Source organism: Neisseria subflava, assembly GCF_024205745.1.
Classification (GTDB): Bacteria; Pseudomonadota; Gammaproteobacteria; order Burkholderiales; family Neisseriaceae; genus Neisseria; species Neisseria flavescens_B.
Genome location: NZ_CP073117.1, coordinates 1,979,170 through 1,995,345, shown reverse-complemented (window position 1 = coordinate 1,995,345; position 16,176 = coordinate 1,979,170). Strand labels below are relative to the sequence as shown.

Genomic DNA, 16,176 nt, shown 5'->3' with positions numbered 1-16,176 from the left:
AAAATTAATCTGCAAAAAAACGGACAGCCTTTGTTTTAACCCAGCCGGTTGCACATACACCACTGGCGGTTACAACAAGCTGCCCGCCCTCGTCAAACGAAGTCGTCAGACGGCATTGGCTGCCTGACGGTTTCTTTACCTGCCATTTGCTTGGAAAATCTGCCATTTTCAAGCATTCTTTCGCGCCTGCATCTTCACAGCCTGCACTCGCTGCCGGAGGCACTTTTTTCACCAGCGTCCAGCCGTTTGATTCAGCCACATTGCCAACCACACAGAGATATTGGGTGTTTCTTAACTGCATTACCGTTTTCGAACGGGCATCGGGCTTTTCCTTTAACACTGCGCCGCCTGATGATTGTACATAAACCTGATTGCCGCACGACACGGTTTGATGATGGGCTATTTTTCCACTATTTACCGGCTTCGCCACCACTGTTGCCGAGACCAGCAAGGTTAAAAGCAGCATTTTTTTCTTCATTTAAATACCTTTTAAAAACAATAAATTACTAAAATATGCAACATAATCAATGTAGTATTGATGATAAAACAACATTGCAAATAATGCAAACGACGAACATCCGAATGCGGTAAGGCCGTCTGAACAGTTTGTTTGTCGGGCATCCATGCCCCGACCTGCTCGGCGTTTTCAGGCTGCCTGCGTGCGGAGTGCAAAGCCGAAAAACTTTTGCAAAATCCACCGCTCTTTTGGGGCGAAATGCCGTCTGAAAGCGATTTCAGAATCGGTGCGGGTATGTTGTTTGTAACCGAGTTTGTAGAGTCCGTTTTTCTTTGTCCAACGGGCATCGCTGTCTTTACTCGGTGTGGTTTGGCCGCTGACTTGTCCTTCGTCATCGACTTCTATGGCCTGACGCTGTTTGCTGCCGGCGGTCTGGATAATGGTGGCGTCAACGACGGCGGCGGATGCTTTCTCTACTTTTAGGCCTTTTTCGGTCAGTTGGCGGTTGATCAGTTCCAATAATTCGGACAGGGTGTCGTCTTGCGCCAGCCAGTTGCGGTAGCGGCATAAGGTGCTGTAATCGGGGATACTCAGTTCGTCAAAACGGCAAAACAGGTTGAAGTCGATACGGGTGATGAGGCTGTGTTCGAGTTTGGGATCGGATAGGCTGTGCCATTGTCCGAGCAGGATAGCTTTGAACATGGACAACAGGGGATAGGAGGGACGGCCGCGGTGGTCTCGAAGGTAACGGGTTCTTTGACGATTCAGGTGTTGTTCGATCGGTTGCCAATCAATCACCTGATCCAACTTCAATAGTGGGAAACGGTCGATGTGTTTGGCAATCATGGCTTGTGCGGTTTGCTGGAAGAAGGTGCTCATGGAAAATCCCCTAAATGTCTTGGAAGGAATTTAGAGGATTTTGAGGAATTTTGCAAAGGTCTCCAAAAATCAGTTAACCGCCCCAATTAGTTTCTTCTGCTAAAAGGTCGTCTGAAAACCTTAATCGATTCCAAGATAAAAACCCGCTTTAAAAAGCGGGTTTCTTGTATCCGGTCAGGGCAGACCGTCTGTCCGTATTGTCCGAAACTTCGTTACTGTTTTTCTATTTTCCGGCGGGCAATTTCCGCTTTTTTACGGCTGGCTGCCAGTTGTTCGCGCATTTCTTTCAAGATTTGCTTGGAAGATTTCGGTTTTTCCCAGTTGTCCGGTTCTGCATTTTGTCGTTGCGCCAATTGCTTTTGATGCTCTTGATAAAGCGCATTCGATTCTTCGGAAACTTTGCGGGCAATGTTCGGCAGCTCTTTTTCAACCAAAGCCTCGGCGCGTTGTTGGGCAAGATGACGTTCTTTGCGGCTTTGGGCGCAATATTGTTTGCTGTCTTGCTCAGGGGAATAACCGTAATGAGGCAGCGGTTTCCCCGCTTTTTTCATCGCCATGCTGTAATTGACGCATTGCAAGGCTTGCGGATCGGCAGCCATGTACAAAGAGTATAAATGCCCGGCATAGTCTTTGATGTCCTCATTGCCGCCGCATACATTCGCCGTAGCCTCAATCAGCGCCGTATCTTGCAGCATTTGCCGGCAATGTTCGACCTGATCCGTATTCAAACTGACGGCGGGCTCTTGCGCGGCGGCTGAAAAAGATAAAGTCAAAGCAAGTAAGCCTAAAGCAGATTGTTTCATAGTTTTTCCTTTTAAACCGGAATGATATTTTCAAATAAAGCATGAATATCGGAACGCATTATAGTGGATTAAATTTAAATCAGGACAAGGCGACGAAGCCGCAGACAGTACAAATAGTACGGAACCGATTCACTTGGTGCTTCAGCACCTTAGAGAATCGTTCTCTTTGAGCTAAGGCGAGGCAACACTGTACTGGTTTAAATTTAATCCACTATACATTCATGCCCGAAGTTTTCAGACGACCCCGTCCATCATCCTTATCTGCCATCCTTCTGACGGATAAAGGCATCGGCTTTGGCGCGGCGTTCGGTTTCTTCGGCAACGGTTTTACGCAGCAATTCATCAACGGGAATACCTCGGCGCGGCGCTTCTTCTTCCGCATACTGTTTTATCTTACTGTCCATATACGCCTCTACCTGGCGGCGCAAACGGTCGCGTTCTTCGCGGCTTTCCGCGCAAAGGCGCTTCAACTCCTTATCGTCGAGATGGTGAAAGCTTTGTTTTTTGAATTCTTCCTCCAGTTTCGGATATTGTCGGCACTGATCGACTTTCGGATGGTTAAACAACAAAACCATAGACAAAAGGTCGAAATATTCGGCGGTCTCTTTATTGTCCCGATAACAAAGCGAACCGTTCGCCAAAGTATTGGTATCTTTAAACAATTGCCCGCACTCGGCGGCAAGCTTTTTATTTGCCGCAGCATCGGATGACGCACCGGTTTGGTTTTGCGCGGCGGCAGAAGCGGACAAACCAGCGAGCAGCAAAGAAAATACAAAGGCTTTTTTCATATGGGTACTTTCAAAAAACAGATGGGAAAATCATGAATAGTTTATATACAAGGGTCCTTGGATTCGGATTTCAAGTGCAACACTAGTGTAGCGGAAGACATGATGAAGTAGTCAATCGTTATTTATCAGGGCAAATGGATAGGGTTGTTCGAGAAGGAGAACTAAAAAAATGGAATCAAGAACAATATAAATTAGCACTTTTTGAGATAATGGATGCAGAGAGAATTAAGTTAATATCAGGGGAAAGAGCACTTAATATGAATAGAAGAAAATGGGCAAAACCATTACCAGGACAATTATGATTAAATGATTAAGGAAGAAAGAAATGGTAAAGTGTATATATGAATTAAATCAATCTGGGAAATTTTCAGCTTTTTATTTAGATCAAGATAAATTTAGTTATTTGGGATTTTGTGACTCGAAAAGATTAAGTTTAGATTTTATACCTAGATTTGAAATAGAAGCAAAAAGTACGGAATTAAAAAACCATTATATACTACTGACTAATGCAACAACCATTTTAGTAGATAAAAAATTAGCTGATTTTTTAATAAATAAATATAATCAAGAGATTCAGATAATTCCAATTGAGTTGTTATGTAAAGATACTATTCTGTTGGATAAATATTTTCTAATTAATTCATTGCATACTGAAAATATAATTGATGAACAAGAGTCAGAAAGAATTTATATCGATGAGAATACTTCGTTTTTATCATCAGATAATATGAAATTGAATGACAATTCACTGGAAGTTATAGGTATTGGTAGGCATAACAACCCAGCATGTTCAACGGATTTATTTTTTTCTGATGAATTAATATTTGAATTACATGAACATGGGTTTGATAAAGGATTTATATTTGCTTAGTTAATTTTAGCTTAGATTAAGATCAATGCCTTAATAAAGATTATTAATGGCCTGATTCTAATCAAATATAGTTTGTTTAATTTATTATCTAAATTTAGACTCTACTTTTTCTACTTAACAAAGTCGTCTGAAAAGTTCAAACCTTTTTTCAGACGACCTTCTCAGTTGAAAATAGTAAACCACCATAGAGTAAAGACATTTGGGTATCCACCGAACCGTACGGTTACAACCCCGAAACCGATCCGCTGCTGAAAATCCCGCCCGAACCCCAAGGGCAGTCCGAAGCACAGCCCGAATTGGTTTATTACCAACTCGACCATCTCGGCACACCGATTGCCGAACACAATGCAAAAGGCGAAGCCGTATGGACGGTGGAATACGAAGCATGGGGCAGAATCCGTAACGAAACCGTTTCAGACGGCCTCAAAGCCGACATTCCATTCCGCTTCCAAGGTCAGTATTACGACGAAGAAAGCGGGCTGCACTACAACCGTTTTGTTATTACAACTAAAAGAATGCTGGATGAAATTGAAAGAACCGGGGATTTAACAACAAGGGATTTATTGAGAAAAAGCTGGAGCATTTGATAAAAGGCCGTCTGCAAAACCTTTCAGACGGCCTTTTACTTTTGAATTTTGTAAGTGATTGTACTACTGAGCGAAACAGGAGTTAGCAGGCTAAAATGCTGTCATTATGAATTTAACATAATATAAATTATGCGAACTTATTTCTGTCGGTATGATGTAAACGCCTTTTCTATAATTATGGCCACAACCAAGCCCATGTGCTTCGGCCTTCTCCTTGCAGTAAAACTAAAGTTCTACAAGCTGAAGCTGTGTTCATGCATTCGAAACCGATTCCGTAAGCTGATAAGGCTGCTGCAATTTTGGGATGCAGAAATTTTTGTTTTACTCCTGTACCTATGATAATGACTTCTGGACGGTTTTCTGCTGTTTTAATTGCTGATATAAAAATTTGTTCGTTTAATTCTTCGATGGTTGTTTGAGGAATGATGCTCACTTTGCCATCTTGCCAGCAAATAGGTTCTGAATATGATTGTTCACCGATTTGCAATATGCCTTGTGAGGATGAAAAAAATGATGCGGTTTCATCAATATGGTTTTCTGTGATTTTCATGGCAATTCCTGTTTTTATGGTAGAACGATTTTTCAGACGGCCTTGGGAAACTTGCAAAAAAAGGTGCAAAATCAAGCAATATCAGGTAGGATTCAACGTTTGACCTTGTGCATTGATGCTTTGCTCTGAATTTACGATTGCAAGCGATTATAACAAGCCTTGGTTTTTCGTGATTATTTTAAAGTATCGGCTCAAAAGGAGACACAATGAAGCCAGTAAATATCGGTCTTTTAGGTTTGGGTACAGTCGGTGGCGGTACGGCCACTGTATTGCAGGACAACGCTGCGGAAATTAGCCGCCGCTTGGGACGTGAAGTCCGTATTTCTGCTGTTTGTGATTTGAGCGAAGAAAAAGCCAAACAAATTTGCCCGAATGCTGTTTTTATCAAAGATCCGTTTGAGCTGGTTCAACATCAAAATGTTGATGTTGTTGTTGAATTATTTGGTGGTACAGGTATTGCCAAAGATGTGGTATTGAAAGCAATTGAAAACGGCAAACACATTGTTACCGCCAATAAAAAACTGCTGGCTGAATACGGCAATGAAATTTTCCCTTTGGCGGAAGAAAAAAATGTCATGGTGCAGTTTGAAGCTGCTGTTGCCGGCGGTATCCCTATCATCAAGGCTTTGCGTGAAGGCTTGGCTGCAAACCAAATCCGCAGTATTGCCGGTATTATTAATGGTACCAGCAACTTCATTCTTACTGAAATGCGCGAAAAAGGCAGCGCGTTTGCAGACGTATTGAAAGAAGCTCAAGCTTTGGGCTATGCAGAAGCTGACCCTACTTTTGATATCGAAGGTCATGATGCCGGCCATAAAATCACTATCATGAGCGCATTGGCATTCGGTACACCAATGAATTTTTCTGCCTGCTATTTGGAAGGCATCAGCAAACTCGACAGCCGTGATATCAAATACGCTGAAGAGTTTGGCTATCGCATCAAATTATTGGGTATTACCCGTAAAACCGACAAAGGCATCGAGTTGCGTGTACACCCTACTCTGATTCCTGAAAGCCGTCTGTTGGCTAACGTTAACGGCGTGATGAATGCCGTCCGTGTCAATGCCGATATGGTTGGAGAAACCTTGTATTATGGTGCGGGCGCCGGTGCATTGCCGACTGCTTCTGCCGTGGTTGCCGACATTATTGATATTGCCCGCCTGATTGAAGCAGAAACTGACCATCGTGTTCCTCACTTGGCATTCCAGCCTTCACAAGTTCAAGCGCAAAATATTCTGCCTATGGATGAAATTACCAGCAGCTACTATCTGCGCGTTCAAGCAACTGACGAACCTGGCACTTTGGGTCAAATTGCCGCACTCTTGGCCAAAGAAAATGTTTCTATCGAGGCTCTGATTCAAAAAGGCGTGATCAATCAAAGCACTGCCGAAATTGTGATTCTGACCCACACCACAGTGGAACACAATGTCAAACGTGCTATCGCAGCGATTGAGGCTCTGAGCTGCGTGGATGCTCCAATCACCATGATCCGCATGGAAAGCCTGCATGACTGAGCAACAAACGGAAAGGCCGTCTGAAGAACAACTGGCGGCCAGAAAGAAAGCCAAGGCAAAAATCCGCACCATCCGCATTTGGGCATGGATTATTTTGTCTTTGCTGGCTCTGACCGCCCTGCTCTCACAATGCGCGATGAACAAGCCGCAGATGAAACAAAATGTGGTGGAATCTTGTGTGAAAAACATTCCTTTTGCCGAAAAATGGCAAGCTGATTTGAAGGCAAAAGGTTTGGATGCGCAAAACGAGAAATTGGCTCAAGACTATTGTGTCTGCATGTGGGATCAGCCTTTAAGCAAACTCTCTGACGAGCAAATCCGAAACTTCGGCAAAATCAGCCCTGAGGAGCAACTCAAGCTCTTGGGTGGCGCGGAAGCTTTTGAGGCACGCGATAAGCAATGCGTGGCTGATTTAAAGGCTGAGTAAACCAATATCGATTTAAACTAAAGATACAAGGCCGTCTGAAATTCCAGACGGCCTTTCTTATATTGAATAAATAGTAATAAGAATTGATTTCATTATGGTTTAAGTTTAAGATAGCTTGGTTAATTGCTTTTCTATGGTTGTTGCCATGCGCTACCACTTTCCTATTGCCGTTGATATTTATGATTTTTTGTATACCGGCCGGTTTGACTATCTGGAAATCGGACAATCTGCAGAGTCTATTTTGCAGATGTTTCCTGCGCCTGATTGCGTCCCTAAAGGCTTGTTGGTGCAAAATGGCTGGAATATTTGGCTTTATGGCGATATCGAACTGCATTTCTCCGATAATCGGCTGACTCAGATTCGCGCTGATTTTCAGCCTGATGCTGCATTAAGCGGTGGCCGTTGGGTAAAGTTAAATCCGTGGTTTTTTGCAAATGGCTGCCTTGATGTTTATGCCGTCATTCAGCGCTTGGTGCAACGCAATATTGATTTTATTAAAACGGAAACGCATACCAATTTGATTTTGCAGCTGCAAAGCGGGGTCGAATTGATTTTTGAAAAATGTCGGGGTATGAAACTTGCCTCGTTCCGCAAACAAAAAGCCTCCCTGCCCCATTGGGCACGTGAAACGGCTTCTTAAATAAAACAATGCCGTCTGAAAACATCATTTCAGACGGCATTATCAGTTACAAACCATTCAATAATTGTCGGATTTTGGTCATTGTCATAGAAACCTGTTCGTTACAGCCTTCATTTCCTTTTCCATTATCAAAGCAATCAATACTGCTGACGCTGCAAAAGTGGGCATAGGCCATTTTTAACTCCCTAGCCAAAACGGCTTCAGGCATGCCGGTCATACCGAGTACATCTACGCCGTCACGTCGATAACGGGCGATTTCTGCGCGGGTCGGACGGCGCGGGCCTTGCAGGCAGCCATAAACGGCGGAGTCGTAAATCGGCACATTGTGCGCTTTCGTGATATTCAACAATTCTTGTCGCAATTCATCGCAATAAGGGTTGAAAAAATCGGTATGGACAACCGGACATTCTTGGCCTTCAAAAAAAGTATCTTTACGGCCATAGGTATAGTCGATCAAATCGTCCGGCAACACCAGACTGCCGTTTTCAAAATCAGGATTGATACCGACGACTGAAGAAATGGCAATGATGTTTTCGACGCCTAAAGAGTGCAACGCCCAGATATTGGCGCGGTAGTTGATTTCATGCGGCGCGATGGTATGACTGAAGCCGTGTCGGGCGAGGAAAACAATATCCAAGCGCCCCAACCTGCCGAACAAAATAGGGCTGCTGGTTAAGCCGTAAGGGGTGCGTACGATTTTTCGTTCAGTAATTTCGAGTTCCGGCAGTTTGGTCAAACCGCTGCCACCAATAATGGCTAACATATAGACTTCCTTTGTTATCAATGGCCGTCTGAAACTTGGATTTCAGACGGCCTTAATATTATCGATTTATTTATGTTTGTAGAAACGGCTGCCGAAATAGGCAGATGCGCCTTCACGCAATAAAACCAGCGTTACAGCGGCAAGCGGCAGGCCGGCAAGCATACCGACAAAACCCATCAGTTGTCCGAAAGCCATCAACGAGAAAATCACCCAGAACGGAGACAAACCAATGCGATCACCGACGATTTTAGGTGTAATGAAATAGCTTTCCAAGAATTGTCCGACACCGAATACAGCCCAGACCATCAACAAGCCCTGCCATGAGCCATATTGCAAAAGTGCGGCAACTGTTGCCAGCAAAAGGCCGGTAAATGCACCCAAATACGGAATAAATACCAAAATACCGGCAATCATACCGATGGCAAAGCCGGAATCCAAACCGACCAGCATCAAGCCCAAGCCATAGATCAAGCCCATAATCATCATAACCATCAGCTGGCCGCGCAGGAACTCGCCCAAAACTTCATCCATATTGCTGCTGATACGCGTGTAGGTTTCGATAAAACGACGCGGAACCAATTTGCTGATTCCGGAAGACCAACGTTTCCAATCCAACAAGAAGTAATACAGCAACAAAGGCAACAACACCAAATTGCTGACGCCGCTGATCACGTTGCCGCTTTGACGCATCAAGGTAGGAATCCATTCTTTAAGCGTATTGCTCAACTCATCCGTATGCGACTGCAACCATGCAATAATTGATTCTTGATCGATTTGAATATAATCCCCGCTGACGCTATTGAGCCACGGCAGCAATTTGTTTTGAACAAAGCCTACGATTTGTGGCAGGCGTTCGGCCAGATTGTTAAACTGGTTCAACAACATAGGCACGATAATCAGTACCAACGACAGCAATACCAGCAAGGCAAACGCCATAATAATCATAGAGGCCGGCGCGCGACGGATACGCTTCAATTGCAGCCACTCAACCAAGGGATTCAAAACATAGGCCAAAACGGCGGCCACAATAAACGGTGTCAAAACATCGCCCAAAGCATATAAAAGCCAAATAAAGGCTGCGATGACGCAAGCCATAATAATCCACGGTTTTGCGCCGCGCGTTTTCTTTTGATACATAAAAGGTGTTCCCCAGTTGATGCTTAAGGTTTTCAAAATAAATAAGCAGTATAACAGATTCACAAAGGCCGTCTGAAAGTAAGACGGCTATTAAGATAAAATAAAATTGTTGACAATAATGCCAAAAAATTCAGCCTGAATCCCTTAATTTAAGATAAAATACGCTCCGACAATCTACCCATACCCGAATAAGGAAATCCAATGAGCACTTCTTTGAGCTATCGTGACGCAGGCGTGGATATCGACGCAGGCGATCAACTGGTCGAAAACATCAAACCTTTTGCCAAGCGTACTATGCGCCCTGAAGTGTTGGGTGATTTGGGCGGTTTCGGCGCTTTGGTCGAAATCGGCAAAAAATACAAAAATCCGGTATTGGTTTCCGGTACGGACGGCGTCGGTACCAAGCTGAAACTGGCATTCGACTGGGACAAACACGATACCGTCGGCATCGATTTGGTTGCCATGAGCGTCAACGACATTTTGGTTCAAGGTGCGGAACCTTTGTTCTTCTTGGACTATTTCGCTTGCGGCAAGCTGGATGTTGCCCGCGCGACTGATGTGATTAAAGGCATTGCCCAAGGCTGCGAAGAATCCGGTTGCGCTTTGATTGGCGGTGAAACTGCCGAAATGCCGGGCATGTATCCCGAAGGCGAATACGACTTGGCCGGTTTTGCCGTCGGCGTGGTTGAAAAAGAACGCGTCATCAACGGCCGCAGCATTCAGGCCGGAGACGTTGTTTTGGGCTTGGCTTCCAACGGCGCACACTCCAACGGCTATTCGTTGGTACGTAAAATCATCGAGCGCGACAATCCCGATTTGGACGCGGAATTTGACAACGGTAAAACATTGCGCGAAGCCATCATTGCCCCTACCCGCCTGTATGTGAAACCTATCCTTGCCGCTTTGGAAAAATTCACCATTAAAGGCATGGCCCATATTACCGGCGGCGGCATTACCGAAAACGTACCTCGCGTTTTGCCTGAAAATACCGTCGCACAAATCGATGCCAAAGCGTGGGAATTGCCTAAACTGTTCCAATGGCTGCAAAAAGCAGGCAATGTGGAAACCCAAGAAATGTACCGTACATTCAACTGCGGTATCGGCATGGTCGTTATCATTGCCAAAGAAGATGCCGATGCAGTACAGGCATTCTTGAGCGAACAAGGCGAAACCGTTTACCGTTTGGGCGCAGTTCGTGAGCGCAACGGCGACGAACATCAAACTCAAGTGGCTTGATTAAGCTGTAATTAAAAAAGTGCGGATGATGAATCCGCACTTTTTATTGTTTATGATTTAGGGAAATCTCCGCCCTAGCCTGCTTCTTCCATAAAGCCGGCCAACTGAGCAGTATCGTGGGCAATCATCAGCTCTTCATTGGTTGGAACGACCAAAACAGCCGGCATAGAACCTGTCGGGCTGATGATACCGGAGTTTCCGTAGCGTTTGTCCATATTGGCTTTGGTGTCGATGTGCAGACCTAAGAAATCCAAGTAGGAAACAGTTTTAGCGCGGATATTACGCGAGTTTTCGCCGATACCGCCGGTAAACACGAGCGCGTCAACGCCGCCACAAGCCACAGCCATCGAAGCAATGTATTTGGCAAGGCGGTAAGTCATGACTTCCAGAGCCAAACGTGCGCCTTCATGACCTTCGTCCGCAGCGATTTCCAAAGAACGGCAGTCGTTGGAGAGTTCGGAAATACCGAGCAAGCCTGATTTTTTGTTCAGCATTTCATCAACTTGGGCAACATCCAAACCGGCGTGTGAAGTCAGATAGCTGTATACGCCCGGGTCGATGTCGCCGCAACGTGTACCCATTACCAAACCTTCGATCGGCGTGAAGCCCATACTGGTGTCAACGGATTTGCCGTTTCGGATGGCGGTAATGGATGCGCCGTTGCCTAAGTGGGCAATAATCATGCGAATGTCTTCCAACGGTTTGCCCAAGATGCGTGCTGCTTCAGGGGCAACGTAACGCATACTGGTACCGTGGAAACCGTAGCGGCGGAAAGCGTATTTTTTACGCAATTCGCGCGGAACGGCATAAGTGTAGGCGCGCTCCGGCATGGTTTGGTGGAACGAGGTATCCATCACGCCGACATTGGGCAGACCCGGGAAGTGTTCTTGCGCAGCCAAAATACCGTTGATATTGGCAGGGTTATGCAGCGGAGCGAGCGGAATGCAGGCATTGAGTTCGTCCATGACTGCTTGGTCGATCAAAACAGACTCGCTGTATTTTTCGCCGCCGTGTGCGATACGGTGGCCGATGGCTTTAATACGGTCGTGCAGGCCGTGTTTTTCAAGCTCTTTCAACAGCATACCTACCGCACCGGCGTGACAGTTGCGCCCTGCCAAGGGAGCTTGGCATTTTTTACCGTCTTTGCTGAACGTAATGACTGCTTCGGGCGTACCCAAACGTTCGCCGAGACAGCTTAAGAGAACTTTACCGTTTTTACGGTCGATAACGGCACCTTTGAGTGAAGAGCTGCCGCAGTTCAGAACTAGAATGAGTTGGTTGGACATGGTGTTTCTCCTTTGAATTTTTGATTGTTTTTTTGGTTTCAGGCCGTCTGAAAAGAGCAAAAACATTTGAGAGCTTTTCAGATTGCCTCTGGTTTGGTGTTTAGTCAGGCTTCATGCCCAATCCTAATCTCCATTGCAGGTATCGCTACCCGACTAAAATCTGCTTATTTGGTTTTCAGACGGCCTTGTTTAATGCTGCGGCCGTCTGAAAACTTAAAAGCAATCTTCCGGCACTCGGACTTGTCCTTCCATAATCACGCGTGCGCTACGGCTCATGACCGCTTTGGTGGCCGTCCATTGTCCGTCCTGATATTCGGCGGCGGCACCGACACGCAGTGTGCCTGACGGATGACCGAAACGGACTTCTTTACGCGCTCCGCCTCCGGCTGCAAGGTTGACCAGCGTACCGGGCACAGCGGCGGCGGTAGCAATGGCGACTGAAGCGGTGCCCATCATGGCGTGGTGCAATTTGCCCATGCTCAGCGCGCGTACCAATAAGTCGATGTCGGCAGCTTTGACGGTTTTGCCGCTTGAAGCGGTGTAATCGGCTGCAGGGGCGACAAAAGCGACTTTCGGAGTATGGGCGCGAGTGGCAGCTTCGGATACGTCGCTGATCAAGCCCATTTTCAGCGCGCCATACGCGCGGATGGTTTCAAATTTTTCCAGAGCCGCGGCATCGTTATTGATGTCGTCTTGCAACTCTTTGCCTGTATAGCCCAAATCTGCGGCATTCAGGAAAATGGTTGGAATGCCGGCATTGATAAGCGTGGCTTTCAGACGGCCTATATTTGGCACATCAATTTCATCGACCAAATTGCCGGTTGGGAACATACTGCCTTCGCCGTCGGCCGGATCTAAAAATTCGATTTGCACTTCGGCTGCCGGGAACGTTACGCCGTCCAGCTCAAAATCGCCTGTTTCCAAAACTGAGCCGTTTTGCATCGGTACATGGGCAATAATGGTTTTGCCGATGTTTTTCTGCCAGATTTTGACGGTACACAGGCCGTCTGAAGGGATTTTGGATTTATCGACCAAGCCTTGTTCGATGGAAAATGCGCCCACGGCGGCGGTCAGATTACCGCAGTTGCCGCTCCAATCGACAAAAGGTTTGTCGATGGAAACTTGTCCGAACAAGTAATCGACATCGTGATCGGCGCGTTCGGATTTATCCAAAATCACGGCTTTGCTGGTGGATGAACTGGCGTTACCCAAACCGTCAATCTGTTTGCCGTAAGGGTCTGGGCTGCCGAGTACGCGCAACAGGATTTTGTCGCGTGCCTCGCCTGCTTCCTGCGCAGCGGCCGGCAGATCGGTACGTTTGAAGAAAATGCCTTTAGATGTACCGCCGCGGTAGTAAACGGCTGGAATTTTAATTTGCGGCATTTCGAGTTCTCCTTTGTATTTCTAGTATGGTTTTTTCAGACGGCCCCTCAAACATTCGAGGCCGTCTGAAAACCTTTTTGAGCGTAGCCCAGGCATTTTGACTATGCCCGATTTACCTTACGCTGCATTTCCTTCTAAGAAGTCTTGTGCGAAACGTTGCAATACGCCACCGGCTTCATATACCAACACTTCTTCTGCGGTATCGAGGCGGCAGGTCACCGGAACTTCGATGGTTTCGCCGTTTTTACGGTGGATGACGAGAGTCAGGTCGCAGCGCGGTTTGCGTTCGCCGACAACGTCGTAGGTTTCCGTACCGTCCAGTTGCAGGGTGTGGCGGTTGGTACCTGGTTTGAATTGCAGCGGCAATACACCCATACCGATCAAGTTGGTGCGGTGGATACGCTCGAAGCCTTCGGCAACAATCGCTTCCACGCCGGCAAGGCGTACGCCTTTTGCAGCCCAGTCGCGGCTTGAGCCTTGACCGTAGTCCGCACCGGCAATGATGATGAGCGGCTGTTTGCGGTTCATATAGGTTTCGATGGCTTCCCACATACGCATCACTTGACCTTCGGGCTCAACGCGTGCCAGCGAACCTTGGCGTACGCTGCCGTCTTCGTTTTTCACCATTTCGTTAAACAGTTTCGGATTGGCGAAGGTTGCGCGTTGGGCGGTCAAGTGGTCGCCGCGGTGGGTTGCATAAGAGTTGAAGTCTTCTTCAGGCAAACCCATTTTTGCCAAATATTCGCCTGCCGCACTGCTGGCCAAAATCGCATTGGACGGTGAGAGATGGTCGGTGGTGATGTTGTCGGGCAAAATCGCCAGCGGACGCATACCTCTTAATGTGCGTTCCCCTGCCAGTGCGCCTTCCCAGTAAGGTGGGCGGCGGATATAGGTGGACATTGGACGCCAGTCGTACAGCGGGCTTGGTGCTTTTTGCGCTGTGCCGGTGTCAAACATCGGGATATAAACGTCGCGGAATTGTTGCGGTTTCACATATTCGGCAACGATGGCATCGATTTCTTCATCGGTAGGCCAAATATCTTTCAGGCGGATTTCTTTGCCGTCTGCAACGCCGAGTACGTCGTTTTCAATATCGAAACGGATGCTGCCTGCCAGCGCGTAGGCAACGACCAACGGAGGAGAAGCAAGGAAAGCCTGTTTCGCATACGGATGGATACGGCCGTCGAAGTTGCGGTTGCCTGACAATACGGCGGTGGCGTACAAATCACGGTCGATGATTTCTTTCTGGATTTTCGGGTTGAGCGCGCCGCTCATGCCGTTACAGGTGGTACATGCGAAGGCAACGATACCGAAGCCGAGTTTTTCCATTTCAGGCAGCAGGCCTGCTTCTTTCAAATAGATTTCGGCTACTTTTGAGCCCGGGGCAAACGAAGATTTCACCCAAGGTTTGCGTTGCAAGCCAAGACGGTTGGCATTACGTGCCAACAGCGCGGCGGCGACAACGTTGCGCGGATTGGAAGTATTAGTACATGAAGTAATCGCGGCAATAATCACTGCACCGTCAGGCATTTGTCCGTCTGAAGGCTCTTCGTAAGGTTTTGCCAAGCCTTTGCTGGCCAAATCGGCAGTCGCAAAACGGGCATGCGGGTTACTTGGGCCTGCCATATTGCGCGTTACGCTGCTCAAATCAAATTTCAAAACGCGAGGATAAACGGCGGTTTTCAAGGCATCTGCCCACAAGCCTGCGGTTTTGGCGTAGATTTCTACCAATTTCACTTGCGCGTCGTCGCGACCGGTCAGTTTCAAATAATCAATGGTTTGCTCATCAATAGCGAACATCGCGGCAGTCGCGCCGAACTCAGGGGTCATGTTGGAAATGGTGGCACGGTCGCCGATAGACAGGCTTCTTGCGCCCTCACCGAAGAATTCGACAAATGCGCCAACCACGCGCTCTTTACGCAAGAATTCGGTCAGTGCCAACACAATGTCGGTGGCAGTAATGCCCGGTTGGCGTTTGCCGGTCAGCTCAACGCCGACAATATCAGGCAGACGCATCATGGATGCACGACCCAACATTACGGTTTCGGCTTCCAAACCGCCCACGCCTACGGAAATCACGCCCAATGAATCGACGTGCGGCGTATGTGAGTCAGTACCTACGCAGGTATCAGGGAACGCCACACCGTTTTTGACTTGGATAACCGGCGACATTTTTTCCAAGTTGATTTGGTGCATAATGCCGTTGCCCGCCGGAATCACGTCCACATTTTCAAATGCGGTTTTTGTCCAGTTGATGAAGTGGAAACGGTCTTCGTTACGTCTGTCTTCGATTTCGCGGTTTTTGCGGAAGGCATCAGGATCGTAGCCGCCGCATTCAACGGCCAGAGAGTGGTCGACGATGAGCTGGGTTTGCACCACAGGATTGACTTTGGAAGGATCGCCGCCTTTTTCGGCAATCGCATCGCGCAGGCCTGCCAAATCCACCAACGCTGTCTGACCCAGAATATCGTGACACACCACGCGTGCCGGATACCAAGGGAAGTCGATTTCCTGTTTTCCCTCAATCAGCTGGCCCAGCCAGCTTTGCAGCGTAGGAAGGTCGACTTTGTCTGCGCGGTTGACCAAGTTCTCAGCCAAAATACGGCTTGTGTAAGGCAGCTTGTCGTAAGAGCCTGGTTTGATGTCTTCACACGCCTGACGCGCGTCGTAATATTCCAAATCCGTACCGGGCAAAGCTTTGCGGTAACGTTGGTTGGCAGTCATGTCGGTTCTCCTAAATCTATTATTTTTTTGGTTTTGGGTTTCAGACGGCCTGTTGATTCGGACCTTCAGGCCGTCTGAAACCATAAATTCTGTTTTATTGCTTGTTGTCTAAAAATCTATTCGCGGTATGA

15 protein-coding genes and 2 pseudogenes are annotated in these 16,176 nt (G+C 47.2%); 7 read left to right on the top strand and 10 right to left on the bottom strand.

The window, feature by feature from the left end; all coding sequences use genetic code 11:
• Positions 1 to 4: 4 nt before the first annotated feature.
• From KCG55_RS09535 to KCG55_RS09525, 3 genes and pseudogenes are all read right to left on the bottom strand, one after another.
• Positions 5 to 478, bottom strand: a complete 474-nt coding sequence (locus KCG55_RS09535) for a hypothetical protein (protein WP_254322878.1) — start codon at positions 476 to 478, stop codon at positions 5 to 7.
• Between the two features lie 255 nt (positions 479 to 733).
• Positions 734 to 1,336: pseudogene (locus tag KCG55_RS09530) on the bottom strand (transposase); the annotation flags it as partial.
• Between the two features lie 212 nt (positions 1,337 to 1,548).
• Positions 1,549 to 2,139, bottom strand: coding sequence for a hypothetical protein (locus KCG55_RS09525; protein ID WP_063067875.1), 591 nt, complete (start codon positions 2,137 to 2,139; stop codon positions 1,549 to 1,551).
• A 53-nt stretch (positions 2,140 to 2,192) separates the two neighbouring features.
• Here KCG55_RS09525 and KCG55_RS09520 point away from each other — a divergent pair.
• Positions 2,193 to 2,380 (top strand): annotated as a pseudogene (locus KCG55_RS09520) (hypothetical protein); the annotation flags it as partial.
• Positions 2,381 to 2,396: 16 nt separating this feature from the next.
• On the opposite strand, the gene KCG55_RS09515 reads toward KCG55_RS09520, so the two are convergent.
• Positions 2,397 to 2,927: a hypothetical protein gene (locus tag KCG55_RS09515; RefSeq protein ID WP_254322877.1), complete on the bottom strand. Its 531-nt coding sequence runs from the start codon at positions 2,925 to 2,927 to the stop codon at positions 2,397 to 2,399.
• A gap of 325 nt (positions 2,928 to 3,252) precedes the next feature.
• On the opposite strand from KCG55_RS09515, the gene KCG55_RS09510 reads away from it, so the two are divergent.
• Complete coding sequence (locus KCG55_RS09510) at positions 3,253 to 3,798, top strand: hypothetical protein (protein ID WP_254322876.1); 546 nt, start codon at positions 3,253 to 3,255, stop codon at positions 3,796 to 3,798.
• Positions 3,799 to 4,094: 296 nt separating this feature from the next.
• Positions 4,095 to 4,385, top strand: a complete 291-nt coding sequence (locus KCG55_RS09505) for an RHS repeat domain-containing protein (protein WP_094192799.1) — start codon at positions 4,095 to 4,097, stop codon at positions 4,383 to 4,385.
• Between the two features lie 175 nt (positions 4,386 to 4,560).
• On the opposite strand, the gene KCG55_RS09500 is transcribed toward KCG55_RS09505, so the two are convergent.
• Positions 4,561 to 4,935 carry an Mth938-like domain-containing protein gene (locus tag KCG55_RS09500; RefSeq protein WP_254322875.1) on the bottom strand — a complete coding sequence of 125 codons (375 nt, stop codon included), beginning with the start codon at positions 4,933 to 4,935 and terminating at the stop codon, positions 4,561 to 4,563.
• Positions 4,936 to 5,141: 206 nt separating this feature from the next.
• On the opposite strand from KCG55_RS09500, the gene KCG55_RS09495 reads away from it, so the two are divergent.
• The 3 genes from KCG55_RS09495 to KCG55_RS09485 all read left to right on the top strand — a co-directional run bounded on the left by KCG55_RS09495 (position 5,142) and on the right by KCG55_RS09485 (position 7,516).
• A complete protein-coding gene (locus KCG55_RS09495) occupies positions 5,142 to 6,449 on the top strand; it encodes a homoserine dehydrogenase (protein ID WP_254322874.1) in 1,308 nt (435 codons plus the stop codon).
• Positions 6,442 to 6,876 (top strand): hypothetical protein, encoded by a 435-nt coding sequence (locus tag KCG55_RS09490; protein WP_049322347.1) that lies wholly within the window; start codon positions 6,442 to 6,444, stop codon positions 6,874 to 6,876. Before KCG55_RS09495 ends, KCG55_RS09490 begins: the two co-directional genes overlap by 8 nt.
• Before the next feature lie 145 nt (positions 6,877 to 7,021).
• Entirely contained in the window at positions 7,022 to 7,516 is a 495-nt protein-coding gene (locus tag KCG55_RS09485) for a hypothetical protein (RefSeq protein ID WP_070748065.1), read from the top strand.
• A 46-nt stretch (positions 7,517 to 7,562) separates the two neighbouring features.
• On the opposite strand, the gene KCG55_RS09480 is transcribed toward KCG55_RS09485, so the two are convergent.
• Together KCG55_RS09480 and KCG55_RS09475 are read right to left on the bottom strand one after the other, a co-directional pair.
• Complete coding sequence (locus KCG55_RS09480; protein ID WP_254322873.1) at positions 7,563 to 8,279, bottom strand: S-methyl-5'-thioinosine phosphorylase; 717 nt, start codon at positions 8,277 to 8,279, stop codon at positions 7,563 to 7,565.
• 66 nt (positions 8,280 to 8,345) lie between these two features.
• Entirely contained in the window at positions 8,346 to 9,416 is a 1,071-nt protein-coding gene (locus KCG55_RS09475) for an AI-2E family transporter (protein WP_254322872.1), read from the bottom strand.
• 201 nt (positions 9,417 to 9,617) lie between these two features.
• Between KCG55_RS09475 and purM the strand changes: the two genes are divergently transcribed.
• The gene (gene purM / locus KCG55_RS09470) at positions 9,618 to 10,652 is read left to right on the top strand and encodes a phosphoribosylformylglycinamidine cyclo-ligase (RefSeq protein WP_003686290.1); all 1,035 of its coding nucleotides are present in this window, start codon (positions 9,618 to 9,620) and stop codon (positions 10,650 to 10,652) included.
• Between the two features lie 74 nt (positions 10,653 to 10,726).
• On the opposite strand, the gene KCG55_RS09465 is transcribed toward purM, so the two are convergent.
• The 3 genes from KCG55_RS09465 to acnD form a co-directional block, all read right to left on the bottom strand.
• A complete protein-coding gene (locus tag KCG55_RS09465) occupies positions 10,727 to 11,938 on the bottom strand; it encodes an acetate kinase (protein WP_254322871.1) in 1,212 nt (403 codons plus the stop codon).
• Positions 11,939 to 12,151: 213 nt separating this feature from the next.
• On the bottom strand, positions 12,152 to 13,321 hold the full coding sequence (gene prpF, locus KCG55_RS09460) for a 2-methylaconitate cis-trans isomerase PrpF (RefSeq protein ID WP_254322870.1): 1,170 nt from the start codon (positions 13,319 to 13,321) through the stop codon (positions 12,152 to 12,154).
• A gap of 117 nt (positions 13,322 to 13,438) precedes the next feature.
• A complete protein-coding gene (gene acnD / locus KCG55_RS09455) occupies positions 13,439 to 16,045 on the bottom strand; it encodes a Fe/S-dependent 2-methylisocitrate dehydratase AcnD (protein ID WP_254322869.1) in 2,607 nt (868 codons plus the stop codon).
• Positions 16,046 to 16,176: the final 131 nt, after the last annotated feature.